Raw genomic sequence first — 21,436 nt, 5'->3', positions numbered from 1 at the left:
CGGGGCTGAGGAACCCCTGGCGGCCGATGTAAGCCGATTCTCAGGAAGACGCGATGCAAGACATCGGGGGCGGGAATACGCGCAGCTCAACGGCCTGTGCGGCGCGCTCGGGCCGCACAGGCCGTTGAGGCGGGGGCGGTTACGGGCGCGGCGTCCGGCCCCGCTTGCGGGCGCGCGGCAGATAGACGTCCGTCCGTCCGGGGACGATGTGGTTGGAGAGGCTGCCGAGGCGTTCCACAGTCAGCGTCACCTCGTCGCCGGGCTGAAGCGGCGGAGGAGTGCGTTCCCCCGCGCGGCCCCAGTGCTCCGCGAGCGCCCCCCAGCCGCAGGTGCCCGAGCCGAGGACGTCGCCGGGGCGCACCCAGGTGTCGCGGGCGGCGTAGGCGACCATCTCCTCGAAGGTCCAGGAGACGTTGGCGAGGGTGTCGCGGCCGATCAGCTCGCCGTTCAGCGTGACCGTCATCTCCAGGTCGAGGAAGCCGTCCCCGTCCCTGCGGTCCTCCACCTCGTCGGCCGTCACCAGGTACGGGCCGAGGGTGTTCGCGAAGTCCTTGCCCTTGGAGAAGCCGAGGCCGAGGTTCTTCTCCGGTTTCTGCAGGTCGCGGGCCGACCAGTCGTTGAAGACCAGGTAGCCCACGATGTGGTCGCGGGCCTGCTCCGGGGTGAGGTCCCGGCCCGAGCGGCCGATGACCGCGCCGACCTCCAGCTCGAAGTCGAGGACCGAGCATCCGGCCGGGACCGGCACGTCGTCGTGCGCGCCGTATGCCGCGTGCGGATTGGTGAAGTAGAAGTTCGGTGCCCGGTACCACTCCTCGGGCACGTGTTCGAGGCCGTCCAGGGACTTGGACACGCCCTCGATGTGGGCCTCGAAGCCGACGAAGTCCCGGATGGACGGCGGCTTCAGCGGCGGCAGCAACCGCACCTCGCCCACGCGCAGGTCACTGCCGCGCGCCAGTGCCTGCGCACCCGCCTCGTGCAGGGTCTCCTGCTCGATCAGGGACAGCACGGTCACGCCCTCGGGCAATGGATGGATCACCCCGTCGCGCACGGCCCCGGCGCGCTCCGCGCCCTCGTGCTCGTATGTCGCGAAACGCATCGCTCACTGCTCCCAGTGGTTGGTGTTGGTGACGCTGCCGGCGCTCAAATAGCCGGCGAAGAGGGCCTTCGGGTCGCGCACGGCACGTATCTCCTGAAGCTGCCGCCAGTGCTCGTCGCCCATGAACTTCAGCTGCCGGACGGTGAAGTCGGAGTCGCCGAGGTACTGGCCCGCCGTGACCGGTTGCATGTCTGCCATGGCCTCGTCCAGCCAGGCCCGTAGCTCGCCGTCCCGCTCCGGCTCGTCGTGCACCACGTACGTGGCGCAGTAGATCTCCGACTGGAGGGAGAACGCCATGTCCGGGAGCTCGCGCAGCGGTGCCATCGAGAACCAGATGGTGAAGGTGCCTCGTGTCGGGTGGTCGGTGAAGGCCTTGCGGATCGCGGGGACGACCTCGTGGGCTGGGCCGGTCAGCCAGGCGTTGTCGACGAGGTAGCGGTGGCCCTCGGGGTTGGCCGTGCGCTGCATGTCCAGCTGCTCGGGGAGCGTGGTCGGCTGCGCCTCGACGCGGAAGAGCGCCTGGTCCGCGTACGGATTGGCGTGCAGCGGAGCCAGCGCCTCGGCCGCCTGCTCGGGCGTGTCCGTCATCGAGACGCCCGTCACCAGCAGTACGGGTTCGTCGTGGTCCGGCGGTGTCTGCGTCAGCGCGACGATCTCCACCAGGTCCGAGATCGTGTGGTGGGTCTTGTGCAGCCAGGTCATGACCTCGTCGAAAAGGTCGAGCGGGTAGGCGTGCACGGTGTGCGCGAGGTGCCGGGGGAGGGGCCGCGTGCGCAGATGGAAGCGGGTGACCACGCCGAAGAAGCCGGGGCCCGCGCCGCGGGCCGCCCAGAACAGGTCCCTGTTCCGCGTCTCGTCGGCGCGCACCAGCTCGCCCTCGGCGGTGACGACGTCGATGGCGGTGATGTTCTCGGCCGCCCAGCCCCAGCCGCGCGCGTTCCAGCCCTGGCCGCCCTGGAGGAGGAACCCGCCGATGCCGACGGAGGGGCAGTGCCCGCCGTTGAAGAAGCGCCCGAACTGTCCGAGATACGGGTTGAGTTCGTCGCCGCCTTTCACGCTCGGAGTGGCCGAGACGATGCCGGTGGTGTCGTCGTACGCCATCTCGCGGAACCCGCCGAGGTCGATCAGCAGGGCATCGTCGCGCACCGACCAGGCGGCCCAGCTGTGCCCACCGGAGCGCACGGCGACCTGCCAGCCGTGCTCGACCGCCAGCCGCACTCCCGCGACGACGTCCTGTTCGGTGACGGCTTTCAGTACGGCGGTGGGAGCGCGGTCGGTGGGTCGGCGGGCGTTGAAGACGCGGCCGAAGCAGGCCTCGTCGAAGTCTTCGTCGCCGGGGAAGTGGAGGGTGCCGGAGAAGCGGTCGTCTCGTGGCGGTTCGGGAGAGGTTGCAGTCATGGCCGGGCTGCTCACTTGATCGCGATGGGGTTGACGGGGGCGCCCACCGCGCCGGTCACCGGCAGCGGCGCCGCGACCAGCAGGAACTCGTAGACACCGTCGGCCGCGCAGTCCTCGGCCAGCGCCTCCAGGTCCCACATCTCGCCCAGCGGGAGGCCCATGTTGGGGATCGCGATCTGGTGCAGCGGGGACATCGCGGGCTCGGCGAACTCGTACGGGCGCACCTCCAGTCCCCAGGTGTCGGATGCGATCGCCGCGATCTCCGTGCGGTGCAGCCAGCCGAGCGTGGTGAAGGAGAGCCCGGGCGCGTCGCCGGCCGCGTAGCCGCCCCATTCGCCCAGCCGCCGTACGCGGCCGAGTTGCCCGGTGCGGACGAGGACGAGGTCACCGCGGCGGACGCTCGACGTCGCGCCCTGTGCCTCGATCGTGGCGCGCAGGTGTTCCTCCAGGATGGGGAACCCGTCGGGGAGTTCACCGTGCTCGTCGCCCACCGTCCGGCCCACGTCGAGCAGGACCCCGCGGCCGGTGAACGCGTCCTTCATGTGCTCGATACCGGTGACGGAGTCGCCGTCACCGTTCACGATGGTGCACGGACGGCCGTTCCACGCCTGCTTGTTGTCGTAGATGTGGCCCAGGCCGTCCCACTGGGTCGAGGCCTGCAGAGGCATCACGATGTGGTCGTCGGCGCCGCCGAAGCCGTGCGGGAAGCCCTGCGTGCCGGCGGCTGCGTCGGAGCCGGTGTCCTTCATGTAGTGGACCGGGTTGATGCGGCCGCGGAAACCACGCTGCGGACCGGACTCGTTGAACTCCTGGGCGAGGGAGAAGGCCCGTCCGCGCCGCACCAGGCCGACCGCGTGGGCCCGTATCGCGTCGTCGATGAAGTTGAGCGTGCCGAGCACGTCGTCCTCGCCCCAGCGGCCCCAGTTCCGGTAGGCGGAACGGGCCTTGGCGAGCTCTTCCTCGATGGGGCCGAGCGTCATCGAATCTGTCCTTTCAGAAGGAGGCCGAGAGCGTTCTCACCGGCGATGGCGCCCCGGTCGGCGGGGGAGAGGCCCGCCGCGTCCAGGCGGGCCACCGGGTCGTCCACACCCATGTCGAAGGGGTAGTCGGTGCCGAGCACCACCCGGTCCGCACCCACCTCCTCGACCAGCCGGCGCAGCGCGCGCGGGGTGTACACGAGCGCGTCGAACCACATGCGCCGCAGGTATGTGCTAGGCGGCTCGGCGCAGCCGCGAGCGTCCGGGCGTACGTGCCAGGCGTGATCGGAGCGGCCGGCATAGGTGGGCAGATAGCCGCCGCCGTGCGCCGCCACCAGCTTCAGGCGCGGGAAGCGGTCGAGGACACCGGTGAAGATCAGGTGCGAGAGCGCGACTGTCGTCTCGACCGGCTGGCCGACGGTGTTGCCCAGGTAGTGGGTCGCCAGCCGTTCGCCCAGCGAGCAGGCCCAGGGGTGGACGAAGACGACCGCGCCGAGCTCCTCGGCTTTCCGCCACACCTCGTCGTGCGCCGGGTCGGCGAGTTCCCGGCTGTCGACGGTCGTGGAGACGCTGATCCCGTACAGGCCGTACTCGGTGATCGCCTCGTCCAGCAGGGCGACCGCGAGGTCCGGGTGCTGGAGGGGAACCGTTCCCAGCCCGTACAGCCGCTCGGGCGCCTGAGCGCAGTGCGCGGCCACGGCCTCGTTGACGGTGCGGGCGAGGCGCACGGCCAGGTCGGGCTCCGCCCAGTAGTGGTGCATCGGCATCGGGCCGACGACCTGGATGTCGACGCCCATCGCGTCGAGGTCGGTGAGGCGCTCGGCGACCTCCGTCAACTTCCCCGACAGCCGTTGGAGTTGGGCCCGGTTGGCGGTCAGCGACGCGGGGGAGTGCGCGCGCTGTTCCGCCGCCAGCTCGGCGGCGAGGCCCGGGGTTCCGGCGACGAGGGCATCGGCGGCTGGGACGGCCAGGTGACCGTGGAAGTCGACGACCGGCGTGCTCATGCGGCCGCCGTCAGCGACTCGAGCGTCTCCGACATGATGCGGGCGGGGTCGGCGCCGGGCGTACCGGGGTTGATCTCCCACTCGGCCAGCCGCAGCGAGTTCTCCAGCACCATCCGCACCCGCGGCAGCCGACGGGACATGAAATGGTCGAGGGCCTTCTCCAACGGCTCGTCCCCGGTGACCAGTTCGGCCAGCAGCACCGCGTCCTCCATACACATGGCGGCGCCCTGCGCGATCAGCGGCGGACAGGCGTGCGCCGCGTCGCCGATGACCATCGTGCGGCCGCGGTGCCACGGCTCGTCGGCCAGGACCGCCTCGATCCAGCGGTAGTCGACCGCCGTGTCGTCGGGCAGCGAGGCGATGATCTTGCCCCAGGTGCCGCCGTAGCCGGCGCCGCGCTCGCGCATCAGCGACAGCGGGGCGCGCGGGCCGATCAGCGAGGCGTCGAGGTTCTCGTCGAGGAGGTAGGCGTAGCACTGGTCGGGGGAGATCGGGCTGTAGCCGGCTTTGAAGCGAGGGCCGCCGTAATACACCTCGGCGCAGTCCATCTCGGCGGGCCGCTCCGCCACCACCCGGAAGATCGACATGCCGACCGGGCGCGGCCGCTCCGTGATGCCGACGAGCCTGCGCATCGCCGAGTTGATGCCGTCGGCGCCGACCACGAGGTCGTAGCGGCCGACGGAGCTGTCCGTGAAGGTCACGTCCACGTGATCGGGTGACTGGTCGAGTCTCTCCACGGTCAGTCCCAGCCGGACCTGCACTCCCTGCGCGTACACCGCGTCGCAGAGCGCGTTCTGCAGGTCCGAGCGCAGCGCGCCCGCCGTGGACGGCAGATCAGGGCCGCCAGTGTGCGGGGTCGACAGCTCCGTGATCAGGCCGCCGTCCGCACGGCGCAACCGCATGATGTCGAACGGCACCGCCCGGGCCAGCACCCGCTCCAGCACGCCCACCGAGCGCAGCGCCTTGAGGGCGTTGCCCTGGACGGTGATGCCGTGGCCCACACCGAACCACTGGGGGGAGATCTCGACGAGGTCGACGTCGGCGCCGCGCTGGGCGAGCGCGAGGGACAGCACGCTTCCGGTGATGCCGCCGCCGACGACGAGCACCTTGTATACGGGCATGGGCGATCCTTGCGAACGTAGAAGAGAAGTGGGGGTCAGCCAGAGAAGCGCGTACCGAGCTCGTGGTAATGCTCGACGGCCGGGGGCTCGGCGAAGAACGGTCCGACCAAGGCCCGCCAGCGCCCGAAGCGCTCGGACTCCCGGAAGCCCACCGTGTGCGCCTCGACCGACTCCCAGCCGACCAGTAGCAGGAAGGTCCCCGGCCGTTCCTCGCAGCGCAGCAGCTCGGCCCAGCGGAACCCGTCGGCCTCGGCGAGCACCTCCCGCGCTTTGCCGAAGACCTCCTGGAACTCCTCTTCCCGGCCGGCCTCGACGGTCAGCTCCGCATGCTCGACGACCACGTGTCTCTCCTCGGGGATGGGGGAACCGCCCATGCCTTCAGGGCTATGGCGGAGGGTGCTCCGAGCCTGCGTGGGCGGTCGATGCAGGGTCAACGGATCGAGGCATCGGCAAGGGGGACGTCATCCATCCCGTACGGCGATGGAGCCGCAGTTCGGCGCCGGGCGGGCCCGCCGATGGCAGGCATCGCGAACGGCCATTTCCGCCGCCCCGCGCGGCTGCCTAGCGTCGAAGGCGAGCCCCCGAATCCGTACGAGGAGAGCCGCCCGTGCCCGATCCACTACCGACCCACGCCGGACCGTTCGCGCTCGGCACGTTCAGCAACAGTGCAAACGCCTTCCCCGGCCTGGTCACCGGGGCGCGTGTACGCGACCTGTCCGATCAGGTGCCGTCCGTACGCGCTCTCATCGACGGCTGGGACACCTGGCTGCCCCGCCTCGACGACCTGGCCCGCTCGGCCGACGGCACCTGGCACGACCTGGCCGACCTGCGCGTGCTGACCCCTATCGAGCCGGGCCAGATCCTGCAGAGCGGCGCCAACTACCGCAAGCACGTGGTCGATCTGGTGGCCGCCGAGAAGGAGAGCGTGCACGGCGCCACCCCCGAGGAGGCCCGCGTCGACGCCGAGAAGATGATGGACGAGCGGATCCGCAGCGGTATCCCGTACGTGTTCCTCGGCTCGCCGCGCGCGATGTGCGGCCCGTACGACGACATCGTGCTCCCCACGCTCGGCGAACAGCACGACTGGGAGCTGGAACTCGCCCTCGTCATCGGCAAGTCGGGCAAGAACATCCCGGCCGAGGAGGCGATGGCGTACGTCGCCGCCTACACCGTCTGCAACGACCTCACCACCCGCGACCGCCTCTACCGGCCGGACCTGAAGGCCATCGGCACCGACTGGTTCACCGCCAAGAACGCGGACACCTTCCTGCCGACCGGACCCTTCCTCGTCCCGGCGGCCTTCGTCGGCGACCCGAACGACCTGCGGATCACCCTGCGCCACAACGGAGTTGTCCGCCAGGACGAGTCCACCAAGGACATGATCTTCGACATCCCGCGGCTCATCGCTTACGTCTCCACGACCACGACCCTGCACCCCGGCGACCTCCTGCTCACCGGGTCACCGGCGGGAAACGGCGCGCACTGGGGTGTCTTCCTGAAGCCCGGGGACGTGATGGAGGCCGAGATCACGGGCCTGGGCCACCAGCGCAACACCGTCAGGAGCGGACAGTGACGACTTCCCAGAGCTTCCAGCCCATCACCCATCTGCGCCACGTCGACCTGGCCGTACCGGACTTCGACCGACAGCGCGCCTTCTACGGCACCACCTGGGGCCTGACCGAGGTCGCCGGCGACAGCGGCCTCGCCTTCTTCGCTGCCGAGGGCAGCCCCGAGCAGTACGTCGTGCGGATCCGCAAGGACAAGCGGAAGCGAATGGACCTGGTGGCCTTCGGCGCCGTCTCACCGGCCGCCGTCGACGAACTGGCCGTGCGGCTCGGGCGGGCCGGAGTCCGACTCGTCCATGAGCCGAGGCACCTGGACACCCCCGGCGGCGGCTACGGCCTGCGCTTCTTCGACCCGGACGGGCGGGTCGTCGAGGTCTCCGCGGAAGTCGAGACCCGCACGCACCGCAAGATCGAAGAGCGCGAGGCCATCCCCGTCCGGCTCTCGCACTGCGTGGTCAACTCCCAGGACCCGGAAGGGCTGCGGGACTTCTACATCCAGCACCTGGGCTTCCGCCTCACCGACACGCTGTACTCCACGCACATGGGCGACCTCATGTACTTCCTGCGGTGCAGCCCGCTCCACCACTCGTTCGCCATCGCGCGCGGACCCCATGTCTCCCTGCACCACGCCTCGTTCGAGATGCGGGGCGTCGAGGAGTACATGCGCGGAACGGGGCGGGCGCTGCGCGCGGGGACGCGGCTCACCTGGGGGCCGGGCCGCCATCTCGCGGGCGACAACACCTTCTCCTACTTCCACGACCCGCACGGCAACACCGTCGAGTACACGACCGAACTCGCCGTACTGGAAGAGGACCGGTGGCACCCGGGCCGCCACGACGTCGACGACCCGATCACCCAGGACCAGTGGGGCACCGCCGACCCGATGAGCGAGTCGGTCGCCAAGGAGCAGTTCAACGACCCCGACGTGCTCTTCGAAGCGCCGCCCGTCTGATCCGACTCCGCTGAGACTCCCTGACTTCCTTGAGAAAGGCCGCAGCTGTGGCAGCCATCCTGAAGCACGCCGTACCCCGGGCACAGGTCACCGCCTCCCTCGACCAGGTACGCGAGACCGTCACCGGCGTCATCGCGGACATCCGCGAACGCGGCGACAAGGCCGTACGCGAGTACTCCGAGAAGTTCGACAACTGGAGCCCGGAGTCCTTCCGCCTGAGCGACGAGGAGGTCCAGAAGATCGTCGCGTCGGTGCCCCAGCAGGTCATCGACGACATCCGGTTCGTCCAGGACCAGGTACGCACCTTCGCCCGCCACCAGTTGGACTCCCTGGGCGAGTTCGAGGTGGAGACCCTCCCGGGCGTGCGGCTCGGGCAGAAGCACATTCCCGTGCAGGCCGCGGGCGCGTACATCCCCGGCGGCCGTTACCCGCTCACCGCCTCCGCCCACATGACCATCGTCACCGCCAAGGTCGCCGGCGTACCGCGCGTCGTCGCCTGCACGCCGCCCATCCACGGCGAGATCCCGGCCGCCACCGTCGCCGCCATGCACCTGGCGGGCGCGGACGAGATCTGGCTGCTCGGCGGCGTCCAGGCGGTGGCCGCCATGGCCGTCGGGACGGACTCGATGCAGCCCGTGAACCTGATCGCCGGACCCGGCAACGCGTATGTGGCCGAGGCCAAGCGGCAGCTCTTCGGCGAGATCGGCATCGACCTCTTCGCCGGCCCGACGGAGATACTGGTGCTCGCTGACGACGACGCCGACCCCTTCACCTGCGCGGTCGACCTGCTCTCCCAGGCCGAGCACGGCCCGGACTCCCCGGCCGTCCTCATCACCACATCGAGCGAGGTCGCCGAGAAGACCATCGCCGAGGTGGAGCGACTGCTGCCGTCCATGCCGACCCGCGACTTCGCGGAGCCCGCCTGGCGCGACCACGGTCAGGTGCACGTCGTCGACTCGCTCGACGAGCTGTACGCGCTCGCGGACGAGTTCGCCTTCGAGCACGTCGAGGTACTGACCGCCGAGCCGCGTCTGGCACTGGAGCGGATGACCCAGTACGGCGCCCTGTTCCTCGGCGAGGGCACCTGTGTCTCCTTCGGCGACAAGGTCATCGGCACGAACCATGTTCTGCCCACCCGCGGAGCCGCCCGCTACACCGGTGGCCTGTGGGTCGGCAAGTACCTGAAGACGGTGACGTACCAGGAGGTCACCGACACGGGTTCGCAGGCGCTGCTCGGCCGGCTGTGCGGGCGCGCCTCGCGCGTCGAGCTGTTCGAGGGGCATGCGCGCTCCGGTGACGTACGGGCCGCGAAGGCCGCCGGCGACGAGCTGCCGTGGAACACCGCATGACCCTGCACGGACGTACGGCGCTGATCACGGGCGGGGGCGGACCGCTGGGGCGCGCGTTCGCGCTGGCCCTGGCGGGCGCCGGGGCCCGGGTGATCCTGGTCGGCCGGAACGAACAGGCCCTCGTGGACGCGTCGGCCCGGGTGATCAAGGAGGGCGGACGGGCGCGTGCGGCGGTGTGCGACGTGTCGGACCCGGAGTCCGTGACGGCCCTGGCCGCCGAACTCGACGACGAGGACATCTCGGTCCTCGTCAACAACGCGGGCGTCGCGGGCCCGGTGAAGCCGCTCACGGACATCGAGCCGGACGAGTGGGACGACGTGTTCGCCGCCAACGTACGCGGCGTCTACCTGGTGTGCCGGGCGTTCCTGCCGCCGATGCTGGCCGCCGGCCGAGGCGACATCGTCAACATCGCATCGGTCAGCGGCAAACGGCCCTTGCTCCACCGCACCCCGTACACGGCCTCCAAGATGGCGCTGCTGGGACTGACCCGCACCCTGGCGGGCGAGGTCGGTCCGCGTGGCGTCGCCGTCAACTCCCTGTCGCCGGGGCCGGTGCGCGGGCCGCGCATGGACCGCAACTTCCGGCTGGAGGCCGAGCTGAGCGGTACGACCGTGGAGGAGGCCGAGCGGGCCTTCGCCTCACGGGCCGCACTCCACCGGCTGGTCGAGGAGGACGAGGTGGCCAAGGCGCTGGTGGCGATGCTCGCGATGCCGGGGCTGTGCGGGGCCGACATCGATCTGTCGGCGGGGATGATCGCGCCGGCCTGATCCAGGTCCCCGGCAGATGTCCTGTCAGAACCACGGGTAGACCGCGCACGGGCATGGCTGGTCCCTGGACGCCCGGCAACCGAAAACCGCTATGGCCCTGATCTGTGGGCGCCCGACAACCGAATATCGCTATATCGCTATGAGGAGGCCGTCTGCGGGGCGCTGTGCCGTGCCCGCAAGGCGGCCTCCAGTGCGCGCAGCGCCGGCAGAGCGTGCAGGAGGGTTTGGGCGTCACCGGGGTCGAGGTCGTCCAGCACCTCGTCGATCAGGTGGGCCCAGGTGTCCTCGATGCGCCGGGCGTTCGTGACGGCCTGCGGCGTCGGCAGGACGCGGGTGGCGCGGCGGTCCGCCGGATCGGTCTCGCGGCTGACCAGACCGTGCTCGGTGAGGTGCCGCAGCGCCGCGCTGACGTTGCTGGGCTTCATCAGCAGCTCGGTCGCGAGCCGGCCAGGACTCACCCCGGGGTCGCGGACGATCAGCCGCATCATGTCCGCCTCCGACGGCGGCAGGGGATGGACGCCGGCGCGCTGTTCGGCGGCACGCAGCAGGATGCGTGCCGTGTCGCGCAGGGCGGGGGTGAACTCCCTGAGGGAGGTATGGCGGCCACTCATGGCTCTCATGCTAGTTTATTTATGGATTCATAAATAACGTTGTCTTGCTCATGTGCCGCCCTCGCCGCTGGAGAACCCCGTGTCCGAAGCCCCCGCCACCCCGACCAAGCCCGGTGTGTCCGGAGTGCTCCTCGCGGTCCTCGCGCTGCTGTCGGCCGTCGCTCCGTTCGCCACGGACATGTACCTGCCCTCGTTCACGGAGGTCGCCGCCGATCTGGGCACCGGTGCGTCCAGCGTGCAGCTGACCCTGACCACCTTCCTCATCGGCCTCGCCGCGGGCCAGCTCGTCATCGGCCCGCTGTCCGACCGCTACGGCCGCCGCCGCCCGCTGATCATCGCCACCGCCGTGGCCGTCGTGGCCGGAGCCCTGTGCGCCCTGGCACCGAACATCTGGATGCTCGTCGCGCTGCGCTTCGTCCAGGGCTTCGCCGGCTCGGCGGGCATCGTCATCGCCCGCGCGGTCGCCGCGGACCGTACGTCGGGGCCCGCCGCGGCCAAGGTGTTCTCGCTGCTCGCCAGCATCGGCGGTATCGCCCCGGTCGTCGCCCCGCTGGCGGGCGGCGCGCTGGCGGGATCGGCCGGATGGCGAGGCATCTTCTGGGTCCTGACCGGGATATCGGCCCTGATGCTGCTGGGCTCGCTCTTCGTCGTGTCCGAGTCACTGCCGAAGGCGCAGCGGCACGCGGGCGGCCTCGCCGAGACGGGCCGTGTCATGCGCCGCCTCGTCGCCGACCGCGGCTATCTCGGGTACACCTTCTCCTTCGCGCTCGGTTTCGCCAGTCTGATGGGTTACATCTCGGCGTCGCCCTTCGTCGTCGGGAACGTCCTTGGCCTGTCCACCACCGCGTACACCCTCGACTTCGCGGCCAATGCCCTCGGGATGGTGGCGTCCGGGCTGGTCAGCTCGCGCCTCGTGGGCCGCTTCGCCCCGGAGGCGCTGCTGCGGGCCGGACAGGCCGCCGTCCTGGTCTTCTCGGCGGTGCTGCTGGCGCTGCTGGCGGCCGGACTGCCGGCAGCGGCCGTTCTGCCGGCCCTGTTCGCGCTCACCTGCTCGCACGCCTTCGTCATGGGCAACGCCTCGGCGCTGGCCATCGGCCGTGCCCCGTACGCGGCGGGGACGGCGGCTGCTCTCATGGGTGCCCTGCAGTTCGGCATGGGCGCGCTGGTCTCGCCCCTGGTGGGGCTGGGTGGTGACGACACCGGAGTGCCGATGGGGCTCACCCTGGTGATCGCTGCCCTGCTGGGCTTGGGGGCACGTCTGGTGACGCGTGGTGCGGCTCCTGTCGCGGCGGCCGACAGCGCGGCCATGGACGTCGAGGCCGCCAATGCCGCGCGCCCCGCGGCACGCGGCTGACGCCAACCACCAGCGCGGCCCCCGCGCGCACCCTCCCTCCGGCGCTTCGTCCGCCGCTCCGTACGCCGCTCATGCCTTCGACGCCGGCCATGTTTGCGCAGTGAGTGTGTCCCGCGCTGGTCGCGTCTCGTTCAGCTGGACCAGCGCGGGACTTCATGTCCCGCCGAAGCGGGAGGTCGTATCGCGCTGCAGGCTTGTTGGACGTCACCCCTCGGGGGTGACGAACCGAACCGGCGTACTGTCAGCCGCAGTTGCTGCCGACGGCGCTCTTGGCTTCGGAGACGGTGCTGTTCGGGTCGTCTGCCTGCTCGGTGGGCGTGCAGTAGGCGGTGACGCCGCAGCCGGAATCGCTGGCCGCGCTTGCCTCGGGCTTGTGGGTGGTGGCGGGCTTGGTGGCGCGGACGATGGCACCGAGGGACACGACACCGACGCCGGCACATCCCGTCTCTACCGCGCAGTTGCGTCGCCGCAGTCCGTCGCCGCGTCGGCGAGTGCGCGTACCAGTGGGGTCGCGCGGTCCGTGCGCCAGATCAGGGCCCACTGGACGGGCGGGGCATCGTGGAGGGGGAGGTAGACGACGTCGGTCTGCGCGTTGTAGCGCCGTCCCTCGTCAGGGACTGTGCACACCGCTTCGCCTGCCGCGACGAGGGCAAGGATCTCGTAGAAGGTGGCGACGGCCGGGCCGCGGCGGACGGGGCGTCCGGCGGGTGTGCGGGCCGGCAGCACGGCGGTCTCCCAGTAGGCGGGAATGGGGCCCTTCAGGCGCGGCACCATGTGGTCGCCGAGCACCTCCATGCTCACCGACTCCTGCCGGGCGAGCGGATGATCCGCGGCCACCATCAGGTGGAGTGGTTCCTCGCGCAGCACCACTCCGACGGTCAAGTCCGGCTCGCGGACCGGCAGCCAGGTGGTCACTGCGTCGACCTCACCGGACCGCAAGGCTCCGAACGGATCGCTGAAGAACACTTCCCGGAACCTGAGTTCGACGGACGGGTGCCGGGCCCGGAAGTGGGTCAGGACCGGGCGCATGTCATGCATCTGTGCGCCCATGACCCCCAGCGTCAGCGTGCCGGCCGAATGGCGGGCGATGGTGGTCACCTCCGCCATGGCTTCCTGGATGCCCTCGTATGCCGGCTTCAGCCGCTGGAGCAGCACTTCTCCGACGGGGGTCATCCGAACGTGGTGGCTGGTTCGCTCGAAGAGCTGGGCGCCGATGACCCGTTCCTGTTTCTTGATCGCCTGGCTGACACGGGCTGGGGAGACATGCAGGCGTTCGGCGCTGCGGCCGAAGTGGAGCTCCTCCGCGAGCGTCAGGAAGATCTCTATGTCCCGCAGTTCCATCCTGTCCCCCGGATTCGTGAACCTCTGGGTTAACGACCATAGCAAGATCGGCTGTTGTTCCCGGGCTGCCCGGTACGCATGCTGGGTAACCCCGGGCCCCGCCCACCGAGCACGAACCCCCACGGAGAGATTCCCGCGTGACATCTGACCCGAGCGCTGCCCGGACACCTGACCCGGCCACCATCCATCCGCTGCCTGCCCACGAGCGGGTCGTCTTCCTCAAGCCACTGGTCGCCGGGACGAACGTCGTGGCAGGTGACTTCACCTACTACGACGACCCCGACGGCGCGACCGACTTCGCGCAGCGCAATGTGCTGTACGCCTACGGTCCGGAACGGCTGATCATCGGCAAGTACTGCGCGATCGCCACGGGCACCCGGTTCCTGATGGCGGGCGCCGACCACCCGTCGATGGGGGTGTCCACCTTCCCCTTCACCATGTTCGGCGTTCAGTGGGCCGAGCAGACCCTCGACATCGTCACCGGCATGCCCAGCCGCGGAGACACGGTGGTCGGCAACGACGTGTGGTTCGGATACGGAGCCACCGTGATGCCGGGGGTACGGATCGGCGACGGTGCCGTGATCGCGGCCGGTGCGATGGTCACCGCCGACGTGCCACCCTACACCATCGTGGGCGGGAACCCGGCCAGGACGATCAGACAGCGCTTCGACGACAGCGGCATCGAACGGCTCGTGCGCGTCGCCTGGTGGGACTGGCCCGTCGAGCTGGTGACCGCGCATGCCCGCACCATCATGGCCGGTTCCCCGCAGGACATCGAGCGCATCGCCGCCGCCGAAGGTCTGGAGCAGCAGCAGTGACAACGCGGACCGTCGAGGAGTATGCGGTGTCCGGTCGCGACAGCGGCCCGTACGCGATCACCACCGGCCCGGACGGCGCGCTGTGGTTCACCCTGGTGCACAGCGGCCAGATCGGTCGGCTCGTCCCGGGACAGGAGCCGACCAGACATCAGCTCGCCGGGGACAGCGGTCCGACGGTCATCAGCAACGGGCCGGACGGCGCACTGTGGTTCACCGAGTACCGGGCGCACCGGATCGGCCGGATCACGACGGCCGGCCGGGTGACGGAGTTCGCGCTGCCGACCGCGCAGTGCAGTCCCTTCGGCATCGCCGCGGGGCCGGACGGCGCGCTGTGGTTCACCGAGACCGCCGCCGACCGCATCGGCCGCCTCACCACCGACGGAACGGTCACGGAGTACCCGCTGCCCCGCACCGGCGCGTTCCCCTCGGCGATCGCCGCGGCCGGGGACGCGATGTGGTTCACGATGAACCAGGCCAACGCCATCGGCCACATCGGCATGGACGGCCGCATCACGGTCCACGAGCTGCCCACCGAGGCGGCCGCGCCGGTGGGTATCGCCGCGGGCCCGGACGGCGGCGTCTGGTTCACCGAGATTGCGGCCGGTCAGATCGGTCGCAGAATGCCCGACGGCCGGATCACCGAGTACCCGCTGCCCGACCGCTCGGCCCGGCCGCACGCCGTCACCACCGACGCCGACGGCACGGCGTGGTTCACCGAGTGGGGCGGCAACCGCGTCGGCTCGATCACCTCCGACGGCACGGTCACCGTCCACGACCTGCCCACCCCGGCCTCCGAGCCGCATGGGATCACGGTGGGCCCGGACGGCGCCGTGTGGACGGCCCTGGAGACAGGCGCACTGGCCCGCATCGAACCGACCACCACCACAACCAACATCACCACCAGGAACACCGAACAGAGGAACCCCTCATGAAATACGCCCTCGTGATCTTCGAGACGCATGCGTCACGCGCCCGGATCCAGGCCGACCGCGACGCCTACCGGAAGGCGTACGAGACGTGGATCGGCGAGCTCGCGGCGGCGGGCAAGCTGGCGGGCGGCGACGCCCTCGACACAGAGCACCAGGGCCCCGTCACCGTGCGCAAGACGGCGGACGGCTCCGTGGCGGTGACCGAGGGGCCCGTCCACAGCGGCGAGGAAACCCTCGGCGGCTGGTTCGTACTGGACGTTGCCGACCACGCCGAGGCCATCGAGCTGGCCCGCGGCTTCCCCACCCCGGAGGCGCTCGAAATCCGCCCGATCCTCGAATCGGCCTGACCACCATGCGGCTCACGACGCCCTCTGCCCGGACACCCGGCGTGCCTGACCAGCACCACACACCGGTTCCAGAGCGCTGTACCCCTTCACAGGAGTTGACTTGACACTGACATCGGTGAGCTACCGACCTCTGACCGGCCCCGAGGAAATCGACCTCTTCTGCCGGCTCTCCTACGTCCTCGACCACGAACTGACCGACGACTTCGCCAACGGATGCCGCCGCCCCGAGTGGACCTGGGTGGCCCTGGACGGCGACCGTCTCCTCGCCCGGCTCGCCTGGTGGACGACCCCAGGCGGTGACATCCCGCTGCAGTTCGACTTCTTCGACATCGACGACACGCTGCCCCGGGCCGACCGCGACGAGATCGGCCTGCGGCTGTTCAAGACGGCGACGACGACCGTCTTCCCGGCGGGCGCAAAGCTGCCGGAGTACGGCCGCTTCGTCCCGCCCGACTGGCATCATGAGCCCGCAGCCCGCGAGGTGGTCGAATCACGCACGCGCGTGCTGGAGAGCACGGGCGCACGGCTGCTGGTCGAGCGGCTGCGGCTGCAGTGGACCCCGTCGTCCCTGCTCCCGGAACCCAAGGAGCGTCTCGTCTTCCGCCCGGTTGCCGACCGCGAGGACCTCCTCGCCCTGATGACCCCGGTCATGGAGGGCACCCTCGACGCCCACGGCCAGGCGGACCTAGCATCCGGACTGAGCCCGCGCGAGGCGGCGGAACGGCACTACGACGGAGAGTTCGCTAGGTTCAAGAGCCCGCACGAATGGTGGCGCATCGCTGAACTGCCCGACGGTGGCGGTCCGGTGGGCTTCGTGGTCCCGGCCCGCAACAGCTACCACCCGATCATCGCGTACATCGGCGTCCTGCCCGCACACCGCGGCAACGGCTACATCGACGAGATCCTCGCCGAGGGCACCCGCATCCTGGCCGCCGAGGGCGTCGACCGGATCAGGGCATCGACGGACCTCGGCAACGTCCCCATGGCGCAAGCCTTCGCCCGTGCCGGATACGTCACCTTCGAACGCTCCCTCAACCTGGTCTGGGACTGACCCCCTCTGCTGCGCCTCCGGATCTCTCCCCAAACGACCTTCGCCCCGCGCAGTAGACCTTCGCATGTGCGTCAGCTGCAGGAGCCGATGGTCTGGCTGCCGCCGGGAACGGTCGTAAGGCGGGCCACGAGTGGCGTACCGGTGGCGGGCTGAGGGCTGCGCAGCCGGGTGATCTCCTCGTGCTGGGCGGCGATGCGGGACAGCGCAAGGATCTTGAACTCGGTCAGGTTCTCGAGCGTTGCGTTCTGGCGGGCGATACGGTCCCGGAGGGTGTCGTTCTCGGCCTTCAGGCGAGCGATCTGGGCGTCTCGGGGGTCCGGGAGTGTGCCCGCTTCGTGCAGTGCCTTCAGTCGGCGTACGAATTCGTCGGCGAGGTGCTGGTATGGGCCGGCCCGTACGGTGCCGTTGGGGTCCTTCTTCGGATAGAAGCCGGTGCGGTTGATCCCGGCCTCCGCGGCCAGCGTCTTGAGGTCGCATCGGCCGCCGGATGGGAGTTCTCCGCGAAGGAGGCGGTCCATGGCTGCCCGGATCGCTTCCTCGGCGCGTCGGCGTTCGGTGCTACTGATCTGGCCCATGGGACTCTCCGTGATCTGCGGCGTCGATGCCGGCGACGATGCGTTCGGCGCGTTCGGCTTCGACGGTGAGTCGTGCTCGCTCGGTCCTCTGTCCGCGTCCGATCTTGCTGATGAAGGCCCGGCTGGTGGCGGCCGAGGTCGCCCATACATCGCGGTGACAGGAGTGGTGGGTGGCCTGCGGGCAGCGGGCCGAGTCGCACATTCCGGCCAGCGGCCGGCTGCGGTCGGAGCTGCGGGCGAGCTTGAGGCACAGTGCTTTGCCGGGATCGAGGAACCAGCAGTAGTTCGCCAGCCCAAGGTGCAGGGCCCCGGCCCGTCCGGCCAGTAGGTTGATCAGCTCCTGGTCGCTTCGTTTCACCGTCGGAGCCGTCACGTCCAGCTCCTCCAGCTGGCGCTCGACACTGGCGAAGAACGCCAGCAGGTCCCGGGCACCGGGCCCGGAGGGGCGACAGCCGGCCTGGTAGTCGCGGAACGCCTGCAGCGTCAGCGTCTGATTGCGGGACTCTTCTTCCTTGCCAACCTCGGCCAGGAAGACGGCCTGTGCTCCGCCGGGACGGTTCGCATATCCCTCGGTGGTGGTGACGGACAGGTGCTTGAGCTGCAGCTTCGCCGCGAACAGGCCGCCGGGCCGGTGGGCGAGTTCGACGGCCAGGGTGCGGCGCAGGACGCGGGGTGTGATGGCGTCGTTGGGCAGGTGCGGCAGGCCCAGCCGCTGTCCCTCGTCGCTGTTGATCCACTCCCGCAGGTCCCGGTAGCGGCCGCATAGGTCGAGATGGGCGGGGAAGAGGTGTGCGGCGCCGGGGTCGGCGAGCTTGCGGGCGATGTCGGCGGCCTCGTATGCCTCGGGGACCACGACCCACTCGTCCCAACTCCCGCCGTGACCGCGGCTCTTGATGACCTTGCTCTTGAGGCGGTGCCGCACCCGGTCCGGACCGTTGGAGCGGGGCGCGAGCTGGCAGTCGAGGGGGAGTTCGATCAGTACTGGCGGAGGGGGCTTATTCCGACCGTGCGCTATTCCCCCTCTTTCCGGCTCACGGAAACGATCTTTCGGGTGTCGCCTCACCGCTTCGCTGCGGAGTTCCCAGTGGCGGCAAGGAGAGCTTGCGCCTGTTCGCGGGCATGGCTGATGGGGTCCGCGAGGATGTTTAGGCCGTGGGCGACGAGCGCTCCTTCGTGAAGCAGCATGAGCGTTCGGCCCAGATAGTCGGCCCCGTCCGGGGTGATGTCCCCGGCGAGGTCGGTGAACAGGGCGAGCATCCACTGCTTTTGCCCGGTGATGATTGCGTAGGCCGGGTGGGACGGATCGCTGATCTCGGCGTGGGCGTTGACCATGCTGCACCCCTTCGAACTGTTCTTCGCCGACCACGCGCGTGAGGCATCGAAGACGGCCAGGACGCGCGCTGCCGACACCGGCTGTGCGGCGTCGAGGCGCTGGGCGAGGAAGGCCCGCCAGCGTTCATCACGATCCGCGAGGTACTCCACGACGATCTGCTCCTTGGAACCGAACCGGTCGTAGAGGGTCTTTTTCGTCACCCCGGCCTCGTCGGCGATCAGGTCCACCCCGACGGCATGGATGCCGCGCTCGTAGAACAGCCTCGCGGCGGCCTCCAGGACGCGCCGTGCGGCAGGCGTCATCGTGATCCGTCGCGGCCTCTCGGTAGTGCCCATACCTCAGGAGTATACCGATCTGTATAGTGAGTCGATGGGTATACCGATCTGTTTAGTGGAGGGTGAGGCGTGAACTTCCTGCTCTCGATCGCCTTCGTGATCTGCTGGAGTTCCGGGTTCATCGGAGCCAAGCTCGGCGCGGGCAGTGCGTCTGCGGTCACGATCCTGATGTGGCGGTTCCTGCCGTTGGCCGTCATTCTGATCGTCATTGCCACCGTCTCCAGAACGTCGTGGCGGGACCTCGCGGTGCGGGATGTGGCCCGGCAGGCCATGATCGGCATGCTGTCGCAGAGCGGCTATCTGCTCACCGTCTACTACGCGATCCAACTCGGGGTCTCCAGCGGCACCACAGCCCTGATCGACGGCGTCCAGCCCCTCGTCGCCGGAGCACTTGCCGGACCGTTGTTGCGTCAGCACGTCTCACACAAGCAGTGGCTCGGCCTGTGCCTGGGGGTGAGTGGCGTCGCCATCGTCACCATGGCCGATGCCGCGGTCGGCACCGGTGCGGCCTGGTGGGCCTATCTCATCCCCTTCCTCGGCATGTTCTCGCTGGTGGCGGCCACGTTCCTCGAAAGCCGCTCCCGCACGCGGGTCGCGCCCGCGGTGTCGCTGACCGTCCACTGCGCCACCAGTGCCGTCATCTTCACGGCACTTGCCGTGAGCGTCGGAGCCGCGAAGCCGCCCGCTGAACTCTCGTTCTGGGCCGCGATCCTCTGGCTCGTAGCCTTGTCGACCTTCGGCGGATACGGGCTGTACTGGCTCATCCTGAGGCGCTCTGGAGTTACCAAGGTCAACACGCTCATGTTCCTCATGGCCCCGGTCACGGCAGTCTGGGGAGCCCTCATGTTCGGCGAAACGTTCGGTCCGCAGACCGCTCTCGGCCTGGCCGTCGGCCTCGCAGCAGTCGTCATCGTCCATCGCGGTGACACCTCATCCACCAGGGTGTGCGCGCGGGATGCGGACACGGGCGAGGCCGCGAGGCCAGCCAAGTACGGCGCCTGATACCTCTGCCTGGTTAGAGAGGACGAGCTTCCTCGTCGTCTGCGGCCCGGGCCGCCAGGTATTCGGCCCAGTCGCGCCTGGCGTAGGCGACCCAGCGGAGTGCTGTGTGGCGGTGCATCCCGGTCACGTCGGCGAGGATCGGGCTGGGGAGATCAGCAGCGAGGGAGGCCAACGCCGCGTTGCGCGCGGTGCGAACCGGGATGCCGTGCCGGTTGAGTTTCTGGGTCATGCCGTGGGTCGAGATCGGCTTGCCCGGGACCATCCCCGGGAAGAGCCACCTGGGGCCCGCGTGGACTCGCGAGAGCTGCCGCCGTAGCTGGGGCTGTTCGGCAAGGTCGCGAAGGAGCTCGGCGAGTCGTGGAGGCAGCAACACGGGGTGGCGGCCCAGGACGAGGTGGGCGTGCTTGTCGCCGAACTTGAGGTGCTCGGGCGTCAGATGGCAAAGGCGCTCGCTGGACGGACCGAACAGCAGGGAGATCGCGCCGGCCGCCCGGACGTCCGTAGGTAGGACATCGTCAGTCAGACAGCGCTGGAGGAGTGACCATCGATCGTCCTCATCGAGCAGGTTCTGGGGCTCCTGCCTCGGGATAGAGGGGACGGTGAGCTCGCGGGTGAGCCGACGGCTCGTGGTCCACTTCAGGAAGTACCGGATCAGGTAGCGGCGTTGACTGGTGGCTCCGGCGATCCAGTCGTCGATGTGCTCCTGGGCGAGGTCGGCAAGAGCTAAGCCGCGTTGGTCCATCCAGGCCAGAAAGTCCAGGGCGACGCTGACACGGCGCCGCAGGTCGCGATCGGCGGAGGCAGGATGGCGGCGGGTGGCGGCCCGCTGGCGTGCTCGCCGAAGCAAGAACCACGGACCGCGTCCTGGAGCGCCTGCCGGTGTGCGGCCCACGCCTGAGCCACCGACCGCTCGGCTGCCTCGGTCAGCGCCTTCCACTCCCGCTCGGAGTAGGTCGGCAACGGCCGCCGGTTGCGGATCAGCCGCGGATGGAACGTTCGCCCGTCCACCATGCGCCGCACGTCCGGGGAGAGCACACCCTCCAGATCGTCCAAGCGCCGCAACAGCATCCGGTCATGCGCCTCATGCCGGTTGTCCTGCCCCATCCAGTACTCGGCCAGCACTGTGCGGGTGAGCGCACCCGCGTCTCCAGTGAAACCCAATTGGTGCAGGCCACGCAGCAGATGATGAATCCCGGACAGGCGTCCCTTGACCGTGCCCGCGCTGCCCAGCCCGCCGTGCGGCACGACCAGATCCGCCAAGGCCCGCAGCAGCTGCCGCGCGAGCACCGGCAGCACGTCTTCCCGCAGCAGGCACTGTGCCCGGGAACCGTCGAAAGAACACGCAGTCGAGGCCCAAGGGATCTTCCGTCACCGTGGCTGGCATCAGGCTCGGACTCCCTGATCTGCTTCGTCGAACTAGTGTGCTGCGCCGGAAATCCTGAGGGTTAGTCGGTTCCGGTTTGACTGTTGGGTGGGGCGATCCTGGCGAGGTAGTCGGCGAGGGACTTGAG

The 21,436-nt window shown here is 69.8% G+C and carries 24 protein-coding genes; 10 read left to right on the top strand and 14 right to left on the bottom strand.

Features of this window, described 5'->3' with window-relative positions; all coding sequences use genetic code 11:
* Positions 1 to 139: 139 nt before the first annotated feature.
* Genes ABT009_RS38030 through ABT009_RS38005 form a run of 6 tightly spaced genes read right to left on the bottom strand, consistent with a single transcriptional unit; the run spans position 140 to position 5,970 of the window.
* Positions 140 to 1,096 (bottom strand): fumarylacetoacetate hydrolase family protein, encoded by a 957-nt coding sequence (locus ABT009_RS38030; protein ID WP_351305668.1) that lies wholly within the window; start codon positions 1,094 to 1,096, stop codon positions 140 to 142.
* Positions 1,097 to 1,099: 3 nt separating this feature from the next.
* Entirely contained in the window at positions 1,100 to 2,494 is a 1,395-nt protein-coding gene (locus tag ABT009_RS38025; protein WP_351305666.1) for an FAD-binding oxidoreductase, read from the bottom strand.
* Between the two features lie 11 nt (positions 2,495 to 2,505).
* Complete coding sequence (locus ABT009_RS38020) at positions 2,506 to 3,474, bottom strand: cyclase family protein (RefSeq protein ID WP_351305664.1); 969 nt, start codon at positions 3,472 to 3,474, stop codon at positions 2,506 to 2,508.
* Positions 3,471 to 4,475: an amidohydrolase family protein gene (locus ABT009_RS38015; RefSeq protein WP_351305663.1), complete on the bottom strand. Its 1,005-nt coding sequence runs from the start codon at positions 4,473 to 4,475 to the stop codon at positions 3,471 to 3,473. The genes ABT009_RS38020 and ABT009_RS38015 overlap by 4 nt, the downstream gene beginning before the upstream one ends.
* Positions 4,472 to 5,596, bottom strand: a complete 1,125-nt coding sequence (locus ABT009_RS38010; protein ID WP_351305661.1) for an FAD-dependent monooxygenase — start codon at positions 5,594 to 5,596, stop codon at positions 4,472 to 4,474. Before ABT009_RS38010 ends, ABT009_RS38015 begins: the two co-directional genes overlap by 4 nt.
* A gap of 35 nt (positions 5,597 to 5,631) precedes the next feature.
* Positions 5,632 to 5,970, bottom strand: a complete 339-nt coding sequence (locus ABT009_RS38005; RefSeq protein ID WP_351305659.1) for an antibiotic biosynthesis monooxygenase family protein — start codon at positions 5,968 to 5,970, stop codon at positions 5,632 to 5,634.
* A 233-nt stretch (positions 5,971 to 6,203) separates the two neighbouring features.
* Here ABT009_RS38005 and ABT009_RS38000 point away from each other — a divergent pair, with 233 nt between their 5' ends.
* From ABT009_RS38000 to ABT009_RS37985, 4 genes are read left to right on the top strand one after another with little or no spacing between them, the layout of a single operon-like run.
* The gene (locus ABT009_RS38000) at positions 6,204 to 7,169 is read left to right on the top strand and encodes a fumarylacetoacetate hydrolase family protein (RefSeq protein ID WP_351305657.1); all 966 of its coding nucleotides are present in this window, start codon (positions 6,204 to 6,206) and stop codon (positions 7,167 to 7,169) included.
* Positions 7,166 to 8,113, top strand: coding sequence for a VOC family protein (locus ABT009_RS37995; protein ID WP_351305655.1), 948 nt, complete (start codon positions 7,166 to 7,168; stop codon positions 8,111 to 8,113). Before ABT009_RS38000 ends, ABT009_RS37995 begins: the two co-directional genes overlap by 4 nt.
* A 47-nt stretch (positions 8,114 to 8,160) precedes the next feature.
* Positions 8,161 to 9,462 (top strand): histidinol dehydrogenase, encoded by a 1,302-nt coding sequence (gene hisD / locus ABT009_RS37990; protein ID WP_351305654.1) that lies wholly within the window; start codon positions 8,161 to 8,163, stop codon positions 9,460 to 9,462.
* Positions 9,459 to 10,229: an SDR family NAD(P)-dependent oxidoreductase gene (locus ABT009_RS37985; protein ID WP_351305652.1), complete on the top strand. Its 771-nt coding sequence runs from the start codon at positions 9,459 to 9,461 to the stop codon at positions 10,227 to 10,229. The genes hisD and ABT009_RS37985 overlap by 4 nt, the downstream gene beginning before the upstream one ends.
* A gap of 137 nt (positions 10,230 to 10,366) precedes the next feature.
* On the opposite strand, the gene ABT009_RS37980 is transcribed toward ABT009_RS37985, so the two are convergent.
* Positions 10,367 to 10,840, bottom strand: a complete 474-nt coding sequence (locus ABT009_RS37980; RefSeq protein ID WP_351305650.1) for a MarR family winged helix-turn-helix transcriptional regulator — start codon at positions 10,838 to 10,840, stop codon at positions 10,367 to 10,369.
* Positions 10,841 to 10,919: 79 nt separating this feature from the next.
* Between ABT009_RS37980 and ABT009_RS37975 the strand changes: the two genes are divergently transcribed.
* The gene (locus tag ABT009_RS37975) at positions 10,920 to 12,194 is read left to right on the top strand and encodes a multidrug effflux MFS transporter (protein WP_351305648.1); all 1,275 of its coding nucleotides are present in this window, start codon (positions 10,920 to 10,922) and stop codon (positions 12,192 to 12,194) included.
* Between the two features lie 241 nt (positions 12,195 to 12,435).
* On the opposite strand, the gene ABT009_RS37970 is transcribed toward ABT009_RS37975, so the two are convergent.
* Together ABT009_RS37970 and ABT009_RS37965 are read right to left on the bottom strand one after the other, a co-directional pair.
* Positions 12,436 to 12,615, bottom strand: coding sequence for a hypothetical protein (locus ABT009_RS37970; protein WP_351305646.1), 180 nt, complete (start codon positions 12,613 to 12,615; stop codon positions 12,436 to 12,438).
* 26 nt (positions 12,616 to 12,641) lie between these two features.
* Positions 12,642 to 13,535, bottom strand: coding sequence for a LysR family transcriptional regulator (locus ABT009_RS37965; protein ID WP_351305645.1), 894 nt, complete (start codon positions 13,533 to 13,535; stop codon positions 12,642 to 12,644).
* Positions 13,536 to 13,672: 137 nt separating this feature from the next.
* Here ABT009_RS37965 and ABT009_RS37960 point away from each other — a divergent pair, with 137 nt between their 5' ends.
* The 4 genes from ABT009_RS37960 to ABT009_RS37945 all read left to right on the top strand — a co-directional run bounded on the left by ABT009_RS37960 (position 13,673) and on the right by ABT009_RS37945 (position 16,680).
* The gene (locus tag ABT009_RS37960; protein ID WP_351305643.1) at positions 13,673 to 14,353 is read left to right on the top strand and encodes a CatB-related O-acetyltransferase; all 681 of its coding nucleotides are present in this window, start codon (positions 13,673 to 13,675) and stop codon (positions 14,351 to 14,353) included.
* On the top strand, positions 14,350 to 15,285 hold the full coding sequence (locus ABT009_RS37955) for a Vgb family protein (RefSeq protein ID WP_351305642.1): 936 nt from the start codon (positions 14,350 to 14,352) through the stop codon (positions 15,283 to 15,285). The genes ABT009_RS37960 and ABT009_RS37955 overlap by 4 nt, the downstream gene beginning before the upstream one ends.
* Positions 15,282 to 15,629, top strand: a complete 348-nt coding sequence (locus ABT009_RS37950) for a YciI family protein (protein ID WP_351305641.1) — start codon at positions 15,282 to 15,284, stop codon at positions 15,627 to 15,629. The genes ABT009_RS37955 and ABT009_RS37950 overlap by 4 nt, the downstream gene beginning before the upstream one ends.
* A gap of 115 nt (positions 15,630 to 15,744) precedes the next feature.
* Positions 15,745 to 16,680, top strand: a complete 936-nt coding sequence (locus tag ABT009_RS37945; protein WP_351305639.1) for a GNAT family N-acetyltransferase — start codon at positions 15,745 to 15,747, stop codon at positions 16,678 to 16,680.
* A gap of 71 nt (positions 16,681 to 16,751) precedes the next feature.
* Here ABT009_RS37945 and ABT009_RS37940 read toward each other — a convergent pair whose 3' ends face one another.
* From ABT009_RS37940 to ABT009_RS37930, 3 genes are all read right to left on the bottom strand, one after another.
* Positions 16,752 to 17,255, bottom strand: a complete 504-nt coding sequence (locus ABT009_RS37940) for a hypothetical protein (protein WP_351305637.1) — start codon at positions 17,253 to 17,255, stop codon at positions 16,752 to 16,754.
* A complete protein-coding gene (locus ABT009_RS37935; RefSeq protein ID WP_351305635.1) occupies positions 17,239 to 18,177 on the bottom strand; it encodes a hypothetical protein in 939 nt (312 codons plus the stop codon). Before ABT009_RS37935 ends, ABT009_RS37940 begins: the two co-directional genes overlap by 17 nt.
* Positions 18,178 to 18,314: 137 nt before the next feature.
* Positions 18,315 to 18,923 (bottom strand): TetR/AcrR family transcriptional regulator, encoded by a 609-nt coding sequence (locus ABT009_RS37930; protein WP_351305633.1) that lies wholly within the window; start codon positions 18,921 to 18,923, stop codon positions 18,315 to 18,317.
* 69 nt (positions 18,924 to 18,992) lie between these two features.
* On the opposite strand from ABT009_RS37930, the gene ABT009_RS37925 reads away from it, so the two are divergent.
* On the top strand, positions 18,993 to 19,925 hold the full coding sequence (locus tag ABT009_RS37925; protein WP_351305631.1) for a DMT family transporter: 933 nt from the start codon (positions 18,993 to 18,995) through the stop codon (positions 19,923 to 19,925).
* Positions 19,926 to 19,938: 13 nt separating this feature from the next.
* On the opposite strand, the gene ABT009_RS37920 is transcribed toward ABT009_RS37925, so the two are convergent.
* Complete coding sequence (locus ABT009_RS37920; protein ID WP_351305629.1) at positions 19,939 to 20,667, bottom strand: hypothetical protein; 729 nt, start codon at positions 20,665 to 20,667, stop codon at positions 19,939 to 19,941.
* Complete coding sequence (locus ABT009_RS37915) at positions 20,649 to 21,221, bottom strand: hypothetical protein (protein WP_351305628.1); 573 nt, start codon at positions 21,219 to 21,221, stop codon at positions 20,649 to 20,651. Before ABT009_RS37915 ends, ABT009_RS37920 begins: the two co-directional genes overlap by 19 nt.
* Between the last annotated feature and the right edge of the window lie 215 nt (positions 21,222 to 21,436).

Origin of the sequence: Streptomyces sp. NPDC002896 (assembly GCF_040295225.1) — a bacterium.
GTDB lineage: Bacteria > Actinomycetota > Actinomycetes > Streptomycetales > Streptomycetaceae > Streptomyces.
Note: the sequence above shows the minus strand (reverse complement) of the source record. Positions and strands in the feature narration are given on the sequence as shown.